Genomic DNA, 20,741 nt, shown 5'->3' with positions numbered 1-20,741 from the left:
GTGGTAGGCTTTTATTTGTTTAGAAAATGAATGAAATGACGTCTGTAACAGCGTTATCGCTTTTTGTTGGTCGTCAGAATATTCAGCCCTGCGTGGAGGAGACATTAAGGGTAAAGAAGCCTTTTTGATGGAAAATATGCGTAAAATCAGCTTATTGTGAATGATTGACGGTGTAACCTATCACAATCATAGACAGGACCTACTGTGAGTGAATTGCCCTTTACAGGCCAGAGTGATGTAATCGAAAAGCTGTTACAACCTTTGTTAGGGTATGTAGAGCGCAACACTACGCCAGCCTGGCTGGCGCTGAACTCACCTGCGGGGGATTCAGGTAATCGGGCCGCCTTGTTGCGGCCTTTTTACGTTTGGGGATGAGCGTTTCGTGCGTATCCCCGGACACAGGTTCACAAAGTTGTCTTGTTCCGGTTGTTAGATAACGCTTATTGATTTGATAATGTAAACGCATTGGTCGAATCAGGAATTATTCGTTAACTTAGACCTCAACGAAAACACGGAGGAAGTACTCGATGTCTTTAATTAATACTAAAATCAAACCTTTCAAAAACCAGGCGTTCAAAAACGGTGAGTTCATCGAAGTCACTGAGAAAGATACCGAAGGCCGCTGGAGCGTCTTCTTCTTCTATCCGGCTGACTTCACCTTCGTATGCCCGACCGAACTGGGCGACGTTGCAGACCATTACGAAGAGCTGCAGAAACTGGGCGTGGACGTGTACTCTGTGTCTACTGACACTCACTTCACCCACAAAGCATGGCACAGCAGCTCTGACACCATCGCAAAAATCAAATATGCGATGATCGGTGACCCGACTGGCGCCCTGACCCGTAACTTCGACAACATGCGTGAAGATGAAGGTCTGGCTGACCGTGCGACCTTCGTTGTTGACCCGCAGGGCATCATCCAGGCTATCGAAGTTACCGCTGAAGGTATCGGCCGTGACGCTTCTGACCTGCTGCGTAAAATCAAAGCGGCTCAGTACGTTGCTTCTCACCCAGGCGAAGTATGCCCGGCGAAATGGAAAGAAGGCGAAGCGACTCTGGCTCCATCTCTTGACCTGGTCGGTAAAATCTAAATTTCCGTCGTCTTTCGCGCCACAGCGCCATGCTGTGACGCGAAACACTCAGGAAATAGCCCCCTTTAAAAACGGGTGCGCCAGCACCCGAATTTCTTATTAGCGTCCATGATGCAAGCGCATTCAGGCTGCCGCGTGAGGCCGCTTGCATGATGATGTTTTAAGCCCAGGAGATAACAATGCTCGACACCAACATGAAAACCCAGCTCAAGGCCTATCTTGAGAAGCTGACCAAACCTGTTGAGCTGATTGCCACGCTGGATGACAGCGCTAAATCGGCAGAGATCAAGGAACTGTTGGCTGAAATTGCTGAACTGTCAGACAAAGTCACCTTTAAAGAAGACAATACCCTTGCTGTACGCAAGCCGTCATTCCTGATCACCAACCCAGGTTCTCATCAGGGGCCACGTTTTGCCGGTTCCCCGCTGGGCCACGAGTTTACCTCGCTGGTGCTGGCGCTGCTGTGGACTGGTGGTCACCCGTCGAAAGAAACGCAGTCTCTGCTGGAGCAAATTCGCGATATCGACGGCGATTTTGAGTTTGAAACCTATTACTCGCTGTCGTGCCATAACTGTCCGGATGTGGTGCAGGCGTTGAACCTGATGTCGGTGCTGAACCCACGTATCAAGCATACGGCGATTGACGGAGGCACCTTCCAGAACGAAATCACCGAACGTAACGTGATGGGCGTTCCAGCCGTTTATGTTAACGGTCAGGAGTTCGGTCAGGGTCGTATGACGCTGGCGGAAATCGTCGCGAAAGTGGACACCGGTGCGGAAAAACGCGCGGCGGAAGAGCTGAATAAGCGTGATGCGTATGAGGTATTGATTGTCGGTTCCGGCCCGTCTGGCGCGGCGGCGGCAGTCTACTCGGCACGTAAAGGTATTCGTACCGGTCTGATGGGCGAACGCTTTGGCGGCCAGGTGCTGGATACCGTTGATATTGAAAACTATATCTCCGTGCCGAAAACCGAAGGTCAGAAGCTGGCGGGCGCGCTGAAGGCGCACGTGAGCGAATATGATGTGGACGTGATTGATTCCCAGAGCGCGGCTAAGCTGGTGCCTGCCGCTGTTGAAGGCGGCCTGCATCAGATTGAAACCGCCTCCGGCGCGGTGCTGAAAGCGCGCAGCATCATTATCGCGACCGGCGCTAAGTGGCGTAACATGAACGTACCGGGTGAAGATCAGTATCGTACTAAGGGCGTAACCTATTGCCCGCACTGCGACGGCCCGCTGTTTAAAGGCAAACGCGTGGCGGTGATCGGTGGCGGCAACTCCGGTGTGGAAGCCGCAATCGACCTGGCGGGCGTGGTGGAACACGTTACGCTGTTGGAGTTTGCCCCGGAAATGAAAGCCGATCAGGTACTGCAGGATAAAGTGCGCAGCCTGAAGAACGTGGACATCATTCTGAATGCGCAAACCACCGAAGTGAAAGGCGACGGCACCAAAGTCACCGGTTTGCAGTATCGTGACCGTGTGAGCGGCGATGAGCACCACGTGGCGCTGGCGGGAATCTTCGTACAGATTGGTCTGCTGCCGAATACCACCTGGCTGGAAGGCGCAGTTGAGCGTAACCGCATGGGCGAAATCATCATCGATGCGAAATGCGAAACGAACGTTAAAGGCGTATTCGCCGCGGGTGACTGTACTACCGTGCCTTACAAACAGATTATTATCGCCGCCGGCGAAGGTGCGAAAGCGTCACTGAGCGCGTTCGATTATCTGATTCGCACCAAAACAGCATAAAAAAGAAGACAATGCCTGCAATGTCAAAGGCCACCGAAAGGTGGCCTTTTTTTGTTTTGCGGATTATGCCGGGCTCAGCGAACAACAAGTACCGGAATGTGTGCGTGGCGAATCACGCTGGAGGCGTTGGAACCCAGAAGGTGCGTGCTGATTGAAGGGTTACGTGACCCAATCACCACCATATCGGCCCCCAGTTCTTCCGCCAGTTCGTTGACCGCGTCGCGGACGCTACCCAGACGAACGTGTAGCTTGATGCGGGAAGGATCGAGCGTGAAGTGGCTGACCATGGTGGTCAGGCGGCTTTCCGCTTCCTGCTGAAGATGCTCCTCAAAGCGGCGTAGATCGGCGGCAAAACGGCTCATGGTGTAGCTGGCCGATGCGGGCAACACATGCAGCAGATGGATAATGCCATCCTGCTGGGCCAAAAACTCTGCGTGACGAATCGCTTTGTCACTCAACTCCATCTCAAAAACATCAACTGGCATAATGATTGTTTTGTACATAGGCTCCTCCTTGTCTTTGTAGAACAATCAAAACACATAATGCGTTTTGAATATGTCATTCAGTTCGCAAAATAGTTTATCGAAGAGAAGGGAGTTGTAAAGTTTGGTCAGGCGGGGCAGAAAGAGGATGCCGGGCACCCTCTTAGGCTACTATTGCGCGGAATTAACGATGAAATTCGCCGGCGGCTTCCGGCTGATACAGCAGTTCGAGTACTTCCAGGTGCGTTGAGGCTCCGCCCGGTAGCTCCCAGTGAATAGTACTGCCTGCGCGCAGGCCGAGCAGGGCCGCGCCAACCGGGGCCATCACAGAGAGCTGGGTGCTGCTATCGGTCATCTGGGCCGGGAAGACCAGCGTGCGGACGCGTTCTTCGCCGGTGGTGAGATCGCGGAATCTGACCTGGCTATTCATACTGACTACATCGTGCGGCATGTCCTCTGGGGCACACATCTGGGCACGATCCAGTTCGTCGTTTAGCGCGCTCGCCACCGGGGAATTTGCGTAAGCAGGTTGCTCAAGCAGGCGGTCGATACGCTCGGCATCGAACTCATTAATAATGATGGCAGGTCTGGTCATTATTTACTCCATGTCTATCGATTATCCAAAAGAAAACCCTCACCGCCAGCGGCAAGGGTTCATCTCATTCCATCATACTGATCCTGGCGTCAGGTTTGAAGTGATGGAACGCACATTCGCAGATGGCAATACTCTTTGTTGTGTGAATTTTATGCGAAATACATCGCAACTTATAAATCTGGATTATTCTTTTTAGGCTGCACCTGGCAGCGTCCTTCCAACACAGGAGATCGTATGAGCGGTTTCGATAAACTGACCCTGAAAGATGGTAGTTACCTCTGGTTTAAAGATTGGGGGAGCGGACAGCCCATTATCTTTAGCCATGGCTGGCCGTTAACGTCTGATGCCTTTGAGGATCAGATGCTGTATCTGGGTTCGAAAGGGTATCGTGTCATCGCCCACGATAGACGAGGCCACGGACGTTCGGCACAACCCTGGGACGGACATAATATGGATCAATACGCCGACGATCTGGCGGAATTGACCTCGCATCTTAATCTGAAAGATGCGGTGCACGTCGGACACTCTACCGGCGGCGGTGAAGTGGCTCACTACATTGGTCGTCATGGGACCAGTCGGGTGGCAAAAGCGGTGCTGATTGGCGCGGTGACGCCAATTATGGTGAAAACGGACTTCAACCCTAACGGCGTACCGCTTGAAGTGTTTGACGGTATTCGCAACGGCGTGATAGAGGACCGTGGTGCTTTCTTCTATGAGCTGTCGGCGGCATTCTATGGCTATAATCGCGCGGGCGCAAAGGAGTCGAAGGCGGTGCGTGAAGGGTTTGTCGAGCAAGGGTTGCAAGGTTCTATAAAAGCGCTTTACGACTGTATCAAAGCGTTCTCGGAGACTGATTTACGTGAAGACCTGCGTAAGATAACGGTACCGACGCTGGTGATTCACGGCGATGACGACCAGATTGTGCCGTTTGAAACTTGTGGCAAGGTCGCGGCGGAAATTCTACCGAACGCGGAGCTGAAGGTTTATAAAGGCGGATCGCACGGGATCTGTACAACTCACAAACATCAGATCAACGACGATCTGCTGGCATTCATTCAGAAATAACGGTATGCAGCCCCCGGCTCCGGGGGCTGGGGATCAATAACCGTTTTGATCCACCACAAACTGTTTGCTGCAGTTGCCTGGATGTGGCTGCGGCAGCAGAGACGCGGCGGTGAGCGGGTCGTTGATGCTGGCGGATTTAATGGCAATTTGCATTTCCGTCAGATAGGCCGGATTACCGTTACAGGTGAGTTTAACGGCTTTGACGTTCTCTTTGCCAAAGGCCGAGGCTACTGCGTTGTCGAAGCTGGCGCGAGTCACGGTTTTACCGTAATTGGCGGCGAGGAATTTGCCGATTGCGCTCTGTTTCACTTCGCTGTTCAGACGTACCATCGTACTGAAGTAGGCGTCGGGATCGAAACCAAAACAGACGCCGTGTTTGGCGTATTCATAGCGCTCAAGACAGCTTTTTCCACCGCTGCCGGGCATAACCTGGTTGAGCTTATTAGCCACTTCCAGCGACAGACCGGTCTCTTCGGCGGCGCATTTACGGCTGGCTTTCGCTTCCGGCATATTGGGAATGGGGCGCGTGGCGCACCCGAAGCGCATCCAGCGGTTATTATCGACTCCGCGTGCGGCGATCGACGCGGGCAGGCCGGGCCATAGGCCGTGAACCGTTAAGTAGTCGGCTTTGTTGGCCGCTTCTTTTGGCTGCTGACATTCCAGTGGTTCTTTGCGATTTCTGTCATGCTGGCTCTGGCAAAAACCGGTTTGCCAGGAGAGCGCCAGCACATAACGATCGAAGTCACCATATTGTGTCGGTACGAGAGGGGCAGCCTGTAGGCTACCAGCGCAGAGCAACAGCGCGCATCCTGACACAATATTCTTCCTTAGCATTTTCCTGACTCCACGTTTTAAATCATTTAGTGACGTTATTACATAATAAAATAAGGCGCCCTCAGGCGCCTTATTTATTTCATCAATCAATGATTACGCGGCAGCGCCGGGAACCAGTATTTCCGTAGCGATAATGACCACCAACAGGCCGACAAGAACCGGTACTGAGGTACGTTTGACCACTTCGAACGGCGAGATTTTTGCCATCCCGGCGACCGCGACCACCACGCCGGAGACCGGGGAGATGGTACGACCCAGGTTGGAGGCCTGCAGCATCGGAATGGAGAGATAGGCCGGGTTAATGCCGGATGAGTGCGCCAGTTTTGGAATCATCTCGACGAAGGCGTAGAACGGCGCGTTACCGGAACCGGTGGTCATCGCGGCCAACATGGTCAGCACCACCAGTACCAGCATCAGGATAATGCTGGCGGACCCAAACGAGGTCGCGATGGAGATCAGGCTATTGATAAAACCGATAGTGCTCAAGCCTTGAGCGAAAACGCCTGCTGCAACCAACAGCATGACCACGCCGGCAAAGGCGTCGGCCATTCCGCGATACGCGACTTCGAGGCCGGCAAACACGTTCTGGGTGTTAAAGCCACGACAGAATTCCAGCACGGCGGCCAGCAGCATGCAAATCACCAGAATGGCGATAATATGCAGTTCCGGGCCCCATTTGCCGTCGAAAATCAGCACGCCAATAATTGGCGTGAACGGCAGAATGGCGTAGAAGCTCGGGGCTGTGGTGGTAATTTCGCTGACATCCAGCATCTCGTGCGAGATATGTTCTTTCTTGTCCAGATAGCGCTGCCAGAAGAAATGGGCGATAGCCATTGCGATAATCGCGGCGATGGAGATAGGCAGCGTGGTTTTGAAAGCGAAATCGATTAACGGCATCTCTGCGGCCTTCGCGGCCAATACGACGTCGCCGGAGGTAGGGGAGAGAATAATGGCGGCCGGAGAGGCACAAATAGCGGCTGCGGCGCCACGGCTAATACCGACGTTAACCATTACCGGGAACAGCGTCGCCATCAGCAGTACGCCAAGTCCGGTTGCCGAAGAGACCGCCAGCGACATCAGGCACGCCACAAAATAAGCGGCAATCATCAGTAAATATGGCGAGTTAATATATTGCAGCGGTTTTGATGCCAGTTTGACGACCATATCGTTAGCGCCGATATGGGTCATATAGGCGGCAAAGCCGCAGAGCATCATAATCATCATGCCGAGATCGCCGCCGCGGCTCATCAGCAGAATTTTAATATATTCAACGATGTCGGTTGCAGAGTAGCCGGTGCTGGTTGCGCTGCTTGGTAAAATCTTATGCCCCATCAACGCGCTGGCAATCAGTAGCAGCAGACCACCAACAAAAAGGACACCCGTTGCGGAATATCCTTTGATGATGTAGCGGGCTACGCCCACGATAACCACAACACCAATCAGGAGTTCAAAGAACGTTAACATTATTAACACCTATCGCCCAGTTATAAAAATTGATGCAGAACAGCATCAAAAAGTAAGTGGTGAAATGTGCCGAAAAAAGCGGCAAATTTAGCTGATGAAAATCAAAAAAGAGACTAATTAAAGACCATGACGATGCAATTTACACGATGTACTCACAAAGCGGAACATTGACCCGTCAGTAAGTATAGTTGCCTGGTCGAATATTAAACAACAAAGGTAAATGAAATGTTGTTTTTTCAACAAGGTAGCAGCGTTGAGGTGGTATGACGGGGTTGAGCTCGTGAGGAGGTAAGCGCGTTTTTTTATCTCCTGGTGTGAAGTATTTAAAACGTTTAACTGCGACGATCTGGATTTTAAATAATCTGCCAGGAAAATATCAGGAATATTAAGAGAATAATACGAGTTTTAATTCGGCTAATATTAAAGGCATAGGCCATTCTTCCTTACGAGAACTAAATACGGTTACAAATTTTTCTTATAAAAGAATATTATTCGCATTCAAGTCTCACTCTGGTTTGACGATTATCTAAGAATATTCTAATTTGTTGTTAAGCGGTGAAAAAACGGCTATCGATTGGTACCGTTGAACTGCTATTGAGTTTATCCTTGTTAGACTATTCTTAATGGATAATTTATTGGCAAGTCTATCGTGTTAAAACTAAATAAAATTTTCTCGCTATCGCTGATTTTCGCGGGGCTGTCTGGTGCAGCGTATCCTGCTGAGGCTTCTTTTACGGAAACCATTAAAGATGGCTATAACACGCTGAGCAATAATGTTGTAAAGACGTGGGATGAACCGCAGCACTACGATCTGTACGTGCCAGCCATCACCTGGCATGCGCGTTTTGCCTACGATAAAGAAAAGACAGACAAGTACAATGAGCGCCCCTGGGGGGCGGGGGGCGGCGTGTCGCGCTGGGATAATAAGGGCAACTGGCACGGCATTTACCTGATGGCTTTTAAGGATTCCTTTAATAAATGGGAGCCTATTGGCGGCTACGGCTGGGAGAAGACCTGGCGCCCGCTGGCGGATGATAACTTCCACCTTGGGTTGGGTTACACCATTGGGGTGACCGCCCGCGATAACTGGAACTACATTCCGCTGCCGGTTGTGCTGCCCCTGGCCTCCATCGGCTATGGGCCGGCGACGTTCCAGATGACCTACATCCCGGGCACGTATAACAACGGCAATGTCTACTTTGCCTGGCTACGTTTCCAGTTCTGATCACGGGTCCTGTAACCAGGAGTGGGATAATGTCAACCTGCAAATAAAAGTTAGCGACATTTATCACTTTTTAACGAACTTGGGCTGGACAAAACGCACGACAATTGTTGTACTGTTAACTGACACAGATTAGTGTCGTTTTTTCATATAAAGGTAATTTTGATGTCTAAGATTAAAGGTAACGTTAAGTGGTTTAATGAGTCCAAAGGATTCGGTTTCATTACTCCGGAAGATGGCAGCAAAGACGTATTCGTACACTTCTCTGCGATCCAGACCAACGGTTTCAAAACTCTGGCTGAAGGTCAGCGTGTAGAGTTCGAAATCACTAACGGTGCCAAAGGCCCTTCTGCTGCTAACGTCATCGCTCTGTAAGCGAAAATTAGCAGTCAGAATTCAAAACCCGCTTAAGTGCGGGTTTTTTTTTATCTTTCTTTTACCCCTGACTGCTGGCACTGAACAGCCAGAACGCCAGGGCCGTCATGGCGAAAGAACCAAACAGGTTGACCGCCACGTTAAGCAGCGCCCAGCTGACCTTTCCCGCCTGTAAAAGAAATACCACTTCCGCTGAAAAGGTAGAGAAGGTTGTCAATCCACCGCAGAAGCCGGTGGTAATCAACACTTTCCATACCGGATCGATATGCGGCAGCCGATTAAACCAGGCAAGACCCGCGCCGATAATAAATGCGCCCAGCAGATTCGCCGCCAGCGTTCCAAGCGGCAGCGCATGGTGCAAAGGATTAAAGCGAAAGCTGAGTAGCCAGCGGGCAACGCTGCCGGTGCCGCCGCCGATAAACACGGCCAACAAAAGTTGCGTCATGCGAATTTCCTGCCATTGTCGAATCGTCAGCAGAGTTTAACCCTGCCAGGTGAATCTGGCTATATACTCATCAGTATTCATCATCCTGATATATTGGAAAAACGTAAGGAGACGCTATGCGAGTTGCCGCAGGGCAGTTTATCGTCACGTCGGAGTGGCGGCAGAATGCGCAAACCAGCGTGTCGCTGATGCAGGCTGCAGCGGAACAGCATGCTGACCTACTGGTGCTGCCAGAGGCTCTGCTGGCGCGCAGCGATAGCGACCCGGATATGTCGGTGAAGTCGGCGCAATCGCTGGACGGCGGTTTTATGCAGCATCTGAAAACACAAAGCCGCCGTGATACGCTGACGACGATATTGACCATTCATACGCCCTCGACGGCGGGAAGAGCCTGCAATACCCTGGTGGCGCTGCGCGGCGGTGAGGTGATTACCCATTATCACAAGCTGCACCTCTATGACGCTTTCGCAATCCAGGAGTCGAAGCGAGTGGATGCCGGGAACACGCTACCGCCGTTGCTTGAGGTGGCGGGGTTTCAGGTGGGACTTATGACCTGCTATGACCTGCGTTTCCCGGATATGGCATTGGCGCTTGCGCTCAAAGGGGCCGAGATTCTGGCCTTGCCTGCCGCCTGGGTACGAGGACCGCTCAAAGAGCACCACTGGGCCACGCTGCTGGCGGCGCGGGCGCTGGATACCACCTGTTACATCGTGGCCAGCGGCGAGTGCGGCACGCGCAATATCGGTCAGAGTCGGATAATTGATCCGCTGGGCGTGACGCTGGCTGGCGCATCGGTTGAGCCACAGCTGATTATATCTGACGTGCGACGCGAGGATCTGTCTCGTATTCGCCAGCAGCTGCCAGTGCTGCAAAACCGACGTTTTGCGCTACCGCAATTAACGTGACGTTTTTTTAAACAACGCTTGATTCACCTTGTTACAGATTGCTATTGTGTGCACGCGTCAGATGACCGTTAATAAACTACGGTGATATGGCGCATTCTGCAGCCTGTTTTTGAGAAGAAGGTATCTATGGGTGAGATTAGTATTACCAAACTACTGGTAGTGGCAGCACTGATTATTCTGGTGTTTGGTACCAAGAAATTACGGACTCTGGGTGGAGATCTGGGTTCAGCAATCAAAGGTTTTAAGAAAGCCATGAATGATGATGAAACCACCGCGCAGAAAAGCGCAGACGAGACTCCGGCAGAAAAACTCTCTCATAAAGAGTAAGCAGGGCAGCGTTTAACATGGCGTGCCGATCAGCGCGTGCCATGCCCGGACCCGATGGTCTGTGGAAGGGGCTTCAGCATGACGATGCTGTGGCCCTTTTTTATGGAATCAGGTTTCTGAATGTATTCAATTGAAATAATTTATTTCAATAATGGGTAATAAAAAAGCCGCTGTCGAAAGAGAGCGGCTTTTTTGCGTCAGGCGATGACCTTACTTCACTTCCAGGCCCTTAGCCTGAAGATCCGCATGGTAGGATGAACGCACGAACGGGCCGCATGCCGCGTGGGTAAAGCCCATCGCCAGCGCTTCGGCTTTCATTTCTTCAAACTCGTCCGGGCTAACGTAGCGCTGCACCGGCAGGTGGTGACGGCTTGGCTGCAGGTACTGGCCCAGTGTCAGCATCGTGACGCCGTGGCGGCGCAGATCGCGCATGACTTCGATGATTTCAGCGTTGGTTTCACCGAGGCCGACCATCAGGCCGGATTTGGTTGGGATATCCGGGTGCGCTTCTTTAAAACGTTCCAGTAACTTCAGGGACCAGTTGTAATCTGCGCCTGGACGAACCTGACGGTAAATACGCGGCACGTTTTCCAGGTTGTGGTTAAACACGTCGGGTGGCGTCTCGGTCAGGATCTCTAAGGCGCGGTCCATACGGCCACGGAAGTCGGGCACCAGCGTTTCAATCTTAATGCTTGGGCTTTTCTCACGAATGGCGGAGATGCAGTTGGCGAAGTGCTGAGCACCGCCGTCGCGCAGATCGTCACGATCCACGGAGGTGATCACGACATATCGCAACGCCATATCGGCAATGGTCTGCGCCAGCTTCTGCGGTTCATTGGCATCAGGCGCAACAGGGCGACCGTGGGCCACGTCGCAGAATGGGCAGCGACGGGTACAAATAGCACCGAGGATCATAAAGGTGGCGGTACCGTGGTTGAAGCATTCCGCCAGGTTCGGGCAGGAGGCTTCTTCACACACGGAGTGCAGACCATTCTTGCGCATGGCCGCTTTGATACCCTGGATACGGGAAGAGTCTGCCGGAAGTTTAATTTTCATCCATTCCGGTTTTCGCAGCAGCGCTTCGCGCTCTGTTGCCACGTTTTTAACCGGGATAAGGGCCATTTTATCGGCGTCGCGGTACTTAACACCGCGTTCCATCACAATGGGTTTACTCATAGCGTACGTGTTCCAGTTCCGAGTATCGAGGGAAAGCGTTTCAATTCAAGGGAATGTTGTATTTATCAACTATTTTTGAATTAATGACACGCAGTATACCATTGAAACGGGGTTTAAAGCAGCCTGCCTGGCCGGCAAATTGTAAAATAGTTGTTGAATAATGCTTTTTTGCCGGCAAGGCGAAGTAGGGGGCAAGTGAATCAGAACGCTTGCTGGATAACGTTGATAATGTTTTGCATGACCGGGTCCCGCAGACTGAGTTTGTTGTAATGCAATGAAAAGTCGACGTGTTCCTGCTGTAGCGGGGCAAAGTCCAACGTGCACAGCGGCCAGCACTGCTTAAAGATGTGGTAGAAGCGTAGCGGCATAATGCCAATCAGGTCGCTTGAGGCGATCAGTGACGCGATAGTGAACAGGTTGTAACTGCTTACGCTAACCTGGCGATCGGGGAGCATGTCGCGAATGCGCTTATACTGATCGTTTTGCCCCGCACCATCCATCGTCAGCAGCGTATGTTCATACTGCATCAGGGTATCAACCGATGTCTCTTCGTTAAGTGCCGGGTGGTTATGGCGACAGACCAGCACCAGTTTATCGCTAAATAGCGCATGACGGCCCAGCGTGCGCGGGTTGTTATGCTCGTGGTTGTCAATGACCAAATCCGTCTGGAACTGGCTGAGCTGCGTGTTGGCATCGGTCACGGCGACGTTACGCAGCAGTACCTGTGGGTAGGTTTGTTTTACCACCTGATAGATAACCGGCATCACGATAGCGCCAACGGATGCCGCCGTACCGATAGTGATAACTCGCTGCTTGTCATAGCTGCCGTCGAGATCCAGCGCGCCCAGTATCGACTCCAGACCCTGGCTGATGTATTCATGCAGGTGTGTTGCGTAGGCCGTGGGCGTCACGCCCTGTCCTTTGCGAATGAACAACGGGTCGGGAAACAGGAGACGAAGTTTCTGGATGGATTGGCTAATGGCCGATGGCGTGAGATTCAGGATTTTCGCCGCATTGACGATGCCTTTATGCACATAGACTGCTTCAAATATGGTCAATAAGTTAAGGTCTATATTACGCAGGGTGCGAAAGATTTGTGGCGTATCATTATCGGCATTCATATTTATTTTATTTTCAGGCTTATTGTTATAATCCACACTGCTCACTCCATATTCATTCACTCCATGAATGATAGTTGATGATTTCATTATTATTATGATTGGTGAGTCCATCTTACTGCAAGATGGAAATGGAAATTTTCTTTATGGGTCAATGTATTAATGATTCTAATGCTTTATTAAGTGTATATCGTTGTCGTGATTTTGCAAAAAAATGAGAACCAGTCTTCATTTTCAGAACATGAATCGCAGAAAGAAGAGAGAAACTGGACGGCGTTATAAAAGGCGTGCGATGGAGAGAGTTAACGACCCAATGCAATATTGGGTCGCGATGTATAATATATTAAGCAGAGATATATTCGTGCGGAGGATTGTTTAGCAACGCTAAAAAATGTCTGACAAGCGTTGGGGATATATTTTCCGGCTTCGCTTCACTCACCCATTGTGAAACCTGGGTCATCTCCATACCGGCATAGCCACAAGGGTTAATGCGCAGGAAAGGGGATAAGTCCATAGCGATATTCAGCGCCAGTCCATGGAAAGAGCAGCCTTTACGGATTCGCAGCCCCAGCGAGCAGATCTTTTTCTCGCCCACATAGACGCCCGGCGCATCGGCGCGCGGATGTGCCTCAATACCCAGCTCAGCTAACGTGTTGACGACGGTTTGCTCCAGCAGCGTTACCAGTTCGCGTACGCCCAGCTTGCGGCGCTTCAGGTTCAGCAGAACGTACATCACCTGCTGGCCCGGCCCGTGGTAGGTTACCTGGCCGCCGCGATCGCTTTGGATGACCGGAATGTCGCCGGGCACCAGCACATGTTCAGCTTTACCCGCCTGACCCTGCGTGAAAACCGGCTGATGCTCAACCAGCCAAATCTCGTCCAGCGTGGATTCATCGCGGTTGTCGGTGAAGTCATGCATCGCCTGAGAAATGGGTTCGTAAGGCTGTAGGCCCAGTTGACGGATGAGGAGAGTATTAAAATCCAAAACAGCGTCTCCGCAGAGGGGAAATGATGGACGCAGAGTATATCACAGGGAGGAGGGGAGAAGCGTTACCCGGCAGTGCCGGGTAACGGAGATGCGATTACAGCACCATACGGACAATTTCAATATTGCCCAGCTCTTCGTACAGCGTCTCAACCTGCTCAATGTGGGTAGCATTGATGGTAATGGACACCGAGTGGTAATTGCCTTTGCTGCTCGGTTTTATCTGCGGAGAGTAGTCACCTGGCGCATGGCGCTGTACCACTTCAACCACCAGGTCAACCAGCTCTGGTTTCGCCAGACCCATTACTTTGTAAGTAAACGGTGTAGGGAATTCAAGCAGTTCGTTCAGTTTGGTTTTCATGTCAGCTCCAGTGTTAAAAAAGAATAACTCCCGCATGGTTAGCGGGAGTTATTTTAGCTATGCATAGTATATGGGGATGGAAATCACACTTTCAAGTGGGTGATTTTTAACCAAACCAGTGATGGAACATTAATTTAATGTAATCAATGATTTTGCCAAAGAAGTTGCCTTCAGGAATTTCCTGCAGCACTACCAGCGGACGCTGGTCGATGATTTTGCCGTCGAGCTGGAAATTGATGGTTCCAACAACCTGGTTTTTCTGCAGCGGCGCGTGCAGCTCGCTGGTGGTCAGCACATAGCTTGCCTTCAGGTCTTTCATACGGCCACGCGGGATGGTCAGGTAGACGTCTTTGTCTACGCCTAACGAGGCGCGGTCAGTATCACCAAACCAGGCAGGTTCAGAGGCGAACTCTTTACCGGCTTTAATCGGGTTCACCGTTTCGAAGAAGCGGAAGCCCCAGGTCAGCAGCTTCTTGCTCTCGGTTTCACGACCTTTGAAGGTACGGCCGCCCATGACGGCGGAGACAAGGCGCATCTGGCCTTCGGTTGCGGAAGCCACTAGGTTGTAGCCCGCTTTATCGGTGTGGCCGGTTTTGATACCGTCAACATTCAGGCTGTTGTCCCACAGCAGACCATTACGGTTCAACTGACGGATGCCGTTAAAGGTGAACTCTTTTTCTTTATAGATGGTGTATTCGTTCGGCACGTCGCGGATCAGCGCCTGGCCAATCATCGCCATATCGCGTGCGGAACTGTACTGACCATCAGCATCCAGGCCATGTACGGTCTGGAAGTGGGTGTTTTTCAGGCCAAGCGCGTTGACGTAGCTGTTCATCAGGCCAACGAAAGCGTCCTGGCTGCCGGCGACGTAGTCGGCCATCGCCACGCAGGCATCGTTACCCGACTGCAGGTTAATCCCGCGGATCAGCTGTGAAACCGGGACCTGCATGCCTGGCTTAAGGAACATCAGGGAAGAGCCCTTGAAGACCGGATTGCCGGTAGCCCAGGCATCGTTGCCGATAGTGACCAGATCGGACTCTTTAAATTTGCCTGCTTTCATGGCCTGGCCGATGACGTAGCTGGTCATCATTTTGGTCAGGCTCGCCGGATCGCGTCGGGAGTCAGCGTTCTGCTCGGCCAGAACCTTGCCAGAGTTGTAATCAATAAGAATGTAGGATTCGGCGTCAATCTGCGGAACGCCTGGAATCATAGTTTTGATGTTCAGGTCATCGGCGTGGGCAGCGGAGGTCAGGGCTGCGACGGAAAGCGCCGGAAGGAGTAAGCGAGCGAAAAAAGAGGTCTTCATGGTCAGAACAACGACATCCGTGATGGAGTTAAAAAAGTGCCTTACTATAGCAAATGCCCCGCGGGCAGGCATCCGACATCGTATATGACTTTGTTAATGACTTTTACATATACGAAGATTCGGACACCGCTGAGTGCTCTAGTTGGCGTGTGTAATAAACGATTGCAGCTGTGCTTCATTCTGCAAACGCCCTTGTAAGGTGCTGGCTTCGCTTTTGCTGGCGAATGGACCGAGCTGAATACGCCAGACCGCGCCGTTTTGCGTTACGCGGCCAGGAACGGAGAACTGCTGGCTGAGGCGCTGCTGATACTGCTGCGCGCGAGCCTGGTCGCTGACGGCGCCAACCTGAACCACATAATCACCAGCCACGGCCGCAGCGGGTGCAGCAACCGCCGCAGTCGCGGCAGGCGCTGTGCTGGCAGGCGCGGTGACCGGTGCCGTCACCGGAGCGGCCGTTGCCGCTGGCGCAGATTCTTCGAGTACGCCGTTATTCAATGGGGTAGGCGCGCCGAGGAAGCCGCTGCTTTTTACCGGTGCGCCTTCGCCGCTGTCGGCGGAGGTCAGCGTATCGTTGCTAATGGCGCGTACGTCGCCTTGCGGCGCCGCGGCTTGTGGCGCGGAAGAGACGCTGCCCATCCCGCCACTCAGGTCAGGGCGGCTCGGCAGCGCGTAGGTCTGTTTTGCCACGGTGGTACAGGCCATACCTGGGCCGGAAAGTGAACCATCCTGGGCGACGATAATCGGATCGATGCGGACTTTGGTATTGTTGGAGGTGTTCAGGCGATCGGCCGCCGCGCGGGAGAGCGAAATGACGCGATCGTTGCCATACGGCCCGCGATCGTTAATGCGCACGACGATCATCCGTCCGTTAGCCAGGTTAGTAATACGCGCGTAGCTCGGCACCGGCAGCGTGGGGTGCGCGGCGGTAAGCTGGGTCGGGTCAAAGGTTTCGCCGATGGCCGTCAGATTGCTACCCGGCTCAGCATCATAGATGGCGGCCAGACCAGACTGGCTAAAGTTAGCCGGATCCTGGACGATTTTGTATTTCTTGCCGTCGCGTTCGTAATCCTGATTCGCCGTCGCGTTCAGAGGTTCAAAGCGTGGATCGGCCCCGCTGATTTCCACCGTAGGACCATTACATACCGCAGGTTGTGGCGCGGAGACGGTTTGTTGCTGAACATCATCACTCGAACAAGCCGCAAGCAGCCCTGCCGCTATGCAGATCCCAAGCCATTGCTTACGCATTGAGCACCCCTTAGACGCTTTTTGACAACATTTTCCTGTGGGTGTGTATCGACATTACGATACCAAACCCGGCCATCAGTACGATCAGGGCCGAACCCCCGTAGCTGACCAGCGGTAGCGGTACGCCAACCACCGGCAAGATGCCACTTACCATACCAATATTTACGAAGACATAAACGAATAAAATCAGCATCAAACCACCGGCCATCACCCGGCCAAAGGTCGTTTGCGCCTGAGCGGCAATCCACAGGCCGCGCATTATCAGCAGCACGTACAGTGCCAGCAAAATCAGAATACCGATAAGCCCAAGTTCTTCGGCCAGTACCGCGAAGATAAAGTCGGTATGGCGTTCTGGCAGGAATTCCAACTGCGACTGTGTCCCGTGGAGCCAGCCTTTACCGCGCAGACCGCCGGAGCCGATGGCGATTTTGGACTGAATAATATGGTAGCCCGCGCCCAGTGGGTCTGATTCCGGATCCATCAGCATCATCACACGCTGTCGCTGATAGTCATGCATCAGGAAGAACCAGAGTATCGGGATAAAGCAAGCGACCAGCACTACGGCGACCAGAATCAAACGCCAGCTCAAGCCGGCGAGGAACAGGACGAACAGGCCGGAGAGGGCGACCAGAATTGAGGTGCCAAGGTCCGGCTGCGCGGCAACCAGCAGCGTCGGCATGAAAATCAGCACCAGCGCGATACCGGTGTTTTTCAGCGTTGGCGGGCAGACGTCGCGGTTAATAAAGCGCGCGACCATCAACGGCACGGCGATTTTGGCAATTTCGGACGGCTGGAAACGCACAACACCGAGATCCAGCCAGCGCTGCGCACCTTTAGAGATGGCACCGAAGGCGTCAACCGCCACCAGCAGAATAATACAGATAATATACAGCCAGGGGGCCCAGCCTTCGTAGACGCGCGGCGGGATCTGTGCCATCACCACCATGATGACCAGGCCCATGGCGATCTGGCCGATTTTACGCTCCGTCATCCCCATATCCTGGCCGCTGGCGCTCCAGATAACCAGCGCGCTGTAGGTCAGCAACGCCAGCAAAATCAGCAGCATGGCGGGGTCGATATGGATTTTATCCCAGAACGATTTTTTGTTCGGATTATCCGTCATGATTATTGGTCCTCCGACGCGGCCGCAGCAGGGTTCTCGGTCGGTAATTCGGTGTTGTTGTCGCCCAGCATGATGTGGTCAAGAATCTGACGCATGATGGTACCGACAGCCGGGCCTGCGCCGCCGTTCTCCAGAATAATCGCCACGGCGACCTGTGGATCGTTATATGGCGCAAAAGCGGTCATTAATTTATGGTCACGCAGACGCTCCGCAATACGGTGGGCGTTGTACGTTTCGTTCGCCTTCAAGCCAAAGACCTGCGCGGTACCTGACTTGGCAGCAATCTTATACGGCGCGCTGGCAAAATATTTATGCGCGGTGCCGTTGCCGCGGTTGGCAACGCCGAACATCCCGTCTTTGGCAATTTCCCAGTAGCCGGAGTGGATGTCGCCAATCGGGGGTTCCTGAGGCTGTGTCCACGGTACTTTCTTGCCTTCTTCGACGGTGCTGGCCAGCAGATGAGGCGTTTTGATGATGCCATCGTTAATCAGAATCATCAGCGCTTTGCTCATCTGGATAGGTGTCGCTGTCCAGTAACCCTGGCCGATCCCTACCGGAATGGTATCACCCTGATACCAGGGCTTTTTAAAACGTTTGAGCTTCCATTCGCGGGTTGGCATGTTGCCGGAGCGCTCTTCCGCAAGGTCGATACCGGTATAATCCCCGTAGCCAAACTTGCTCATCCACTCCGACAGACGGTCAATACCCATATCATAGGCGACCTGGTAGAAGAAGGTATCCGCGGACTCTTCCAGCGCCTTGGTGACGTTCAGGTGACCGTGGCCCCATTTCTTCCAGTCACGATAGCGTTTTTCTGAGCCAGGTAACTGCCACCACCCTGGGTCAAACAGGCTGGTGTTGCGGTTAATCACGCCCGCACTCATGGCGGAGACCGCGACATACGGTTTCACCGTGGAAGCCGGAGGGTAAACCCCCTGAGTGGCGCGGTTAACCAGCGGCGTGTTCGGATCGTTTAACAGGCCGCTGTAGTCTTTGCTGGAGATACCGTCAACGAACAGGTTAGGATCGTAGCTTGGCATTGAGACCAGCGCCAGAATGCTGCCGTTGCGCGGGTCAGTCACCACCACGGCGGCGCGGCTGCCGGCGAGCAGGGTTTCGATATACTGCTGCAGCTTGAGGTCGAGCGTCAGGTAGATGTCGTGCCCGGCCTGCGGCGGCACTTCTTTCAACTGACGAATAACGCGGCCACGGTTGTTGACTTCCACCTCTTCATAGCCGGTTTGCCCGTGGAGTATATCTTCGTAATAGCGCTCAATACCCAGTTTACCGATATCGTGGGTTGCGGCGTAGTTGGCCAGCTTGCCGTCTTTATCCAGGCGGTCGACATCTTTATCGTTAATTTTTGAGACGTAGCCAATGACGTGCGTCAAGGCGGAACCATACGGATAAAAGCGGCGCTTATAGCCCTTTACCTCAACGCCGGGGAAACGGTACTGGTTGACGGCAAAGCGCGCCACCTGCACTTCCGTGAGGTTGGTTTTGAGTGGGATGGAGGTAAAGCGATGCGAACGGGCGCGCTCTTTTTTAAAGGCGGCGATATCGTCATCGCTCAGGTCGACGACGTCGCGCAGACCATCGATAGTCTGCTGAACGCTATCGACTTTTTCCGGCATGATTTCCAGCTGGTAGATGGTGCGGTTCAGTGCCAGCGGGGTACCGTTGCGATCGTAAATAATGCCGCGGCTTGGCGCGATGGGCACCAGCTTAATGCGGTTTTCGTTAGAACGCGTCTGATAGTCGGTGAAGCGAACGATCTGTAAATTATAGAGGTTGGCAATCAGCACGCCGGTAAGCAGCAAAATTCCCAAAAAAGCGACCACCGCCCGGCGCACAAAGAGCGCGGACTCTGCCGTATAGTCGCGAAAAGAATTCTGTAGTTTCATTCGCTGCTTAATCTACCTGGGTCTCATTATTCGCGGTGGTAAGGGTGGTTGGTGGTAATGCTCCACGCTCGATAGAGGCTTTCGGCCACCAGCACGCGCACAAGCGGGTGAGGGAGCGTTAATGTGGAGAGCGACCAACTTTGTTCTGCTGCGGCCTTGCATGCCGGAGAAAGCCCTTCCGGGCCGCCGATTAACAGGCTGACATCACGACCGTCACCCTTCCAGCGTTCCAGTTCACGCGCAAGCTGCGGCGTATCCCAGGGTTTTCCGGGGATATCCAGCGTGACGATGCGGTTTTTTCCTGCGGCGGCGAGCATCATCTCGCCTTCTTTATCCAGAATACGCTTGATGTCCGCATTTTTACCGCGCTTGCCGGCGGGTATTTCCACCAGTTCGAACGGCATATCTTTCGGAAAACGGCGAAGGTATTCGGTAAAACCGGTTTGTACCCAATCCGGCATTTTGGTGCCGACGGCGACCAACTGCAGCTTCACAACTTAACCCCAGAGCTTTTCCAGTTCATACAGGCGACGGCTTTCTTCCTGCATGACGTGGACAATGACATCGCCTAAATCAACGACAATCCAGTCGGCAACGCTTTCGCCTTCAACGCCCAGCGGCAGCAGGCCGGCAGCGCGGGACTCCTGAACCACATGATCGGCGATAGACATAACGTGACGGCTGGAAGTACCGGTGCAGATAACCATGCAATCGGTGATGCTGGACTTACCCTGAACATCGATGGTGACGATATCCTGACCTTTTAAATCATCAATTTTGTCAATTACAAAATCCTGGAGTGCTTTACCCTGCAAGTTTTCCCCCTGGGGTGTGAAGATAAACGATATAAAACAGCCTGACAGTATACCCGAACTGAAAATATTGTCGGGACAATAAATCACCAAACGGCCTTTCAGGCGGGGTATCATCCCATTCCTTTATGCCGATTGCATCGCCATTTTTGTAAAACAAT

22 protein-coding genes are annotated in these 20,741 nt (G+C 52.8%); 7 read left to right on the top strand and 15 right to left on the bottom strand.

Translation table 11 applies throughout. The features are described 5' to 3' along the window. Positions 1-527: 527 nt before the first annotated feature. Together ahpC and ahpF are read left to right on the top strand one after the other, a co-directional pair. Positions 528-1,091: an alkyl hydroperoxide reductase subunit C gene (ahpC, locus tag NNN71_RS07415; RefSeq protein ID WP_004859485.1), complete on the top strand. Its 564-nt coding sequence runs from the start codon at positions 528-530 to the stop codon at positions 1,089-1,091. A gap of 179 nt (positions 1,092-1,270) precedes the next feature. After that, a complete protein-coding gene (gene ahpF / locus NNN71_RS07410; RefSeq protein ID WP_167576412.1) occupies positions 1,271-2,836 on the top strand; it encodes an alkyl hydroperoxide reductase subunit F in 1,566 nt (521 codons plus the stop codon). 74 nt (positions 2,837-2,910) lie between these two features. Here the strand turns inward: ahpF and uspG are convergent, their stop codons facing one another. Beyond that, entirely contained in the window at positions 2,911-3,339 is a 429-nt protein-coding gene (gene uspG, locus NNN71_RS07405) for a universal stress protein UspG (RefSeq protein WP_064548214.1), read from the bottom strand. Between the two features lie 163 nt (positions 3,340-3,502). Continuing rightward, positions 3,503-3,913 (bottom strand): nucleoside diphosphate kinase regulator, encoded by a 411-nt coding sequence (gene rnk, locus NNN71_RS07400; RefSeq protein ID WP_271458202.1) that lies wholly within the window; start codon positions 3,911-3,913, stop codon positions 3,503-3,505. Between the two features lie 234 nt (positions 3,914-4,147). Here rnk and NNN71_RS07395 point away from each other — a divergent pair, with 234 nt between their 5' ends. Next, entirely contained in the window at positions 4,148-4,978 is an 831-nt protein-coding gene (locus tag NNN71_RS07395) for an alpha/beta fold hydrolase (protein ID WP_271458201.1), read from the top strand. Between the two features lie 33 nt (positions 4,979-5,011). On the opposite strand, the gene rna is transcribed toward NNN71_RS07395, so the two are convergent. After that, on the bottom strand, positions 5,012-5,812 hold the full coding sequence (gene rna, locus NNN71_RS07390; protein WP_271458200.1) for a ribonuclease I: 801 nt from the start codon (positions 5,810-5,812) through the stop codon (positions 5,012-5,014). 93 nt (positions 5,813-5,905) lie between these two features. After that, entirely contained in the window at positions 5,906-7,276 is a 1,371-nt protein-coding gene (dcuC, locus tag NNN71_RS07385) for an anaerobic C4-dicarboxylate transporter DcuC (protein WP_163449644.1), read from the bottom strand. 667 nt (positions 7,277-7,943) lie between these two features. Here dcuC and pagP point away from each other — a divergent pair. Continuing rightward, on the top strand, positions 7,944-8,501 hold the full coding sequence (gene pagP, locus NNN71_RS07380) for a lipid IV(A) palmitoyltransferase PagP (protein WP_442910505.1): 558 nt from the start codon (positions 7,944-7,946) through the stop codon (positions 8,499-8,501). 162 nt (positions 8,502-8,663) lie between these two features. Beyond that, on the top strand, positions 8,664-8,873 hold the full coding sequence (cspE, locus tag NNN71_RS07375) for a transcription antiterminator/RNA stability regulator CspE (protein ID WP_000034825.1): 210 nt from the start codon (positions 8,664-8,666) through the stop codon (positions 8,871-8,873). 61 nt (positions 8,874-8,934) lie between these two features. On the opposite strand, the gene crcB is transcribed toward cspE, so the two are convergent. After that, positions 8,935-9,318 (bottom strand): fluoride efflux transporter CrcB, encoded by a 384-nt coding sequence (gene crcB, locus NNN71_RS07370; RefSeq protein ID WP_163446154.1) that lies wholly within the window; start codon positions 9,316-9,318, stop codon positions 8,935-8,937. A 116-nt stretch (positions 9,319-9,434) separates the two neighbouring features. On the opposite strand from crcB, the gene NNN71_RS07365 reads away from it, so the two are divergent. Together NNN71_RS07365 and tatE are read left to right on the top strand one after the other, a co-directional pair. Beyond that, on the top strand, positions 9,435-10,223 hold the full coding sequence (locus NNN71_RS07365; RefSeq protein ID WP_271458199.1) for a deaminated glutathione amidase: 789 nt from the start codon (positions 9,435-9,437) through the stop codon (positions 10,221-10,223). Positions 10,224-10,349: 126 nt separating this feature from the next. Next, on the top strand, positions 10,350-10,550 hold the full coding sequence (tatE, locus tag NNN71_RS07360) for a twin-arginine translocase subunit TatE (protein ID WP_052284794.1): 201 nt from the start codon (positions 10,350-10,352) through the stop codon (positions 10,548-10,550). A gap of 210 nt (positions 10,551-10,760) precedes the next feature. On the opposite strand, the gene lipA is transcribed toward tatE, so the two are convergent. From lipA to rsfS, 10 genes are all read right to left on the bottom strand, one after another. Beyond that, positions 10,761-11,726, bottom strand: coding sequence for a lipoyl synthase (gene lipA / locus NNN71_RS07355; RefSeq protein ID WP_271458198.1), 966 nt, complete (start codon positions 11,724-11,726; stop codon positions 10,761-10,763). Positions 11,727-11,926: 200 nt separating this feature from the next. Continuing rightward, positions 11,927-12,883 (bottom strand): YbeF family transcriptional regulator, encoded by a 957-nt coding sequence (locus NNN71_RS07350; protein WP_223802166.1) that lies wholly within the window; start codon positions 12,881-12,883, stop codon positions 11,927-11,929. A 304-nt stretch (positions 12,884-13,187) separates the two neighbouring features. Next, a complete protein-coding gene (gene lipB, locus NNN71_RS07345; RefSeq protein ID WP_065355505.1) occupies positions 13,188-13,829 on the bottom strand; it encodes a lipoyl(octanoyl) transferase LipB in 642 nt (213 codons plus the stop codon). A 97-nt stretch (positions 13,830-13,926) separates the two neighbouring features. Continuing rightward, on the bottom strand, positions 13,927-14,190 hold the full coding sequence (gene ybeD / locus NNN71_RS07340) for a DUF493 family protein YbeD (RefSeq protein ID WP_035894333.1): 264 nt from the start codon (positions 14,188-14,190) through the stop codon (positions 13,927-13,929). Positions 14,191-14,296: 106 nt separating this feature from the next. Beyond that, positions 14,297-15,496 (bottom strand): D-alanyl-D-alanine carboxypeptidase DacA, encoded by a 1,200-nt coding sequence (dacA, locus tag NNN71_RS07335; RefSeq protein ID WP_163446151.1) that lies wholly within the window; start codon positions 15,494-15,496, stop codon positions 14,297-14,299. A 138-nt stretch (positions 15,497-15,634) separates the two neighbouring features. After that, entirely contained in the window at positions 15,635-16,741 is a 1,107-nt protein-coding gene (rlpA, locus tag NNN71_RS07330) for an endolytic peptidoglycan transglycosylase RlpA (RefSeq protein ID WP_271458197.1), read from the bottom strand. A gap of 10 nt (positions 16,742-16,751) precedes the next feature. Further along, the gene (gene mrdB, locus NNN71_RS07325) at positions 16,752-17,864 is read right to left on the bottom strand and encodes a peptidoglycan glycosyltransferase MrdB (protein WP_163446149.1); all 1,113 of its coding nucleotides are present in this window, start codon (positions 17,862-17,864) and stop codon (positions 16,752-16,754) included. A gap of 2 nt (positions 17,865-17,866) precedes the next feature. After that, a complete protein-coding gene (gene mrdA, locus NNN71_RS07320) occupies positions 17,867-19,768 on the bottom strand; it encodes a peptidoglycan DD-transpeptidase MrdA (protein WP_163446148.1) in 1,902 nt (633 codons plus the stop codon). Between the two features lie 26 nt (positions 19,769-19,794). Beyond that, positions 19,795-20,262, bottom strand: a complete 468-nt coding sequence (gene rlmH, locus NNN71_RS07315; RefSeq protein WP_064548242.1) for a 23S rRNA (pseudouridine(1915)-N(3))-methyltransferase RlmH — start codon at positions 20,260-20,262, stop codon at positions 19,795-19,797. A gap of 3 nt (positions 20,263-20,265) precedes the next feature. Next, complete coding sequence (gene rsfS, locus NNN71_RS07310; protein WP_064548405.1) at positions 20,266-20,583, bottom strand: ribosome silencing factor; 318 nt, start codon at positions 20,581-20,583, stop codon at positions 20,266-20,268. Between the last annotated feature and the right edge of the window lie 158 nt (positions 20,584-20,741).

Source organism: Kluyvera sp. Awk 3 (genome assembly GCF_028069715.1).
Lineage (GTDB): Bacteria > Pseudomonadota > Gammaproteobacteria > Enterobacterales > Enterobacteriaceae > Kluyvera > Kluyvera georgiana_A.
Note: the sequence above shows the minus strand (reverse complement) of the source record. Positions and strands in the feature narration are given on the sequence as shown.

Bases quoted from the DNA above. Each gene is read 5' to 3' on its own strand.
- ahpC (WP_004859485.1), top strand. From the start codon at position 528: ATGTCTTTAATTAATACTAAAATCAAACCTTTCAAAAACCAGGCGTTC.
- ahpF (WP_167576412.1), top strand. From the start codon at position 1,271: ATGCTCGACACCAACATGAAAACCCAGCTCAAGGCCTATCTTGAGAAG.
- uspG (WP_064548214.1), bottom strand. From the start codon at position 3,339: ATGTACAAAACAATCATTATGCCAGTTGATGTTTTTGAGATGGAGTTG.
- rnk (WP_271458202.1), bottom strand. From the start codon at position 3,913: ATGACCAGACCTGCCATCATTATTAATGAGTTCGATGCCGAGCGTATC.
- NNN71_RS07395 (WP_271458201.1), top strand. From the start codon at position 4,148: ATGAGCGGTTTCGATAAACTGACCCTGAAAGATGGTAGTTACCTCTGG.
- rna (WP_271458200.1), bottom strand. From the start codon at position 5,812: ATGCTAAGGAAGAATATTGTGTCAGGATGCGCGCTGTTGCTCTGCGCT.
- dcuC (WP_163449644.1), bottom strand. From the start codon at position 7,276: ATGTTAACGTTCTTTGAACTCCTGATTGGTGTTGTGGTTATCGTGGGC.
- cspE (WP_000034825.1), top strand. From the start codon at position 8,664: ATGTCTAAGATTAAAGGTAACGTTAAGTGGTTTAATGAGTCCAAAGGA.
- crcB (WP_163446154.1), bottom strand. From the start codon at position 9,318: ATGACGCAACTTTTGTTGGCCGTGTTTATCGGCGGCGGCACCGGCAGC.
- NNN71_RS07365 (WP_271458199.1), top strand. From the start codon at position 9,435: ATGCGAGTTGCCGCAGGGCAGTTTATCGTCACGTCGGAGTGGCGGCAG.
- tatE (WP_052284794.1), top strand. From the start codon at position 10,350: ATGGGTGAGATTAGTATTACCAAACTACTGGTAGTGGCAGCACTGATT.
- lipA (WP_271458198.1), bottom strand. From the start codon at position 11,726: ATGAGTAAACCCATTGTGATGGAACGCGGTGTTAAGTACCGCGACGCC.
- ybeD (WP_035894333.1), bottom strand. From the start codon at position 14,190: ATGAAAACCAAACTGAACGAACTGCTTGAATTCCCTACACCGTTTACT.
- dacA (WP_163446151.1), bottom strand. From the start codon at position 15,496: ATGAAGACCTCTTTTTTCGCTCGCTTACTCCTTCCGGCGCTTTCCGTC.
- rlpA (WP_271458197.1), bottom strand. From the start codon at position 16,741: ATGCGTAAGCAATGGCTTGGGATCTGCATAGCGGCAGGGCTGCTTGCG.
- mrdB (WP_163446149.1), bottom strand. From the start codon at position 17,864: ATGACGGATAATCCGAACAAAAAATCGTTCTGGGATAAAATCCATATC.
- mrdA (WP_163446148.1), bottom strand. From the start codon at position 19,768: ATGAAACTACAGAATTCTTTTCGCGACTATACGGCAGAGTCCGCGCTC.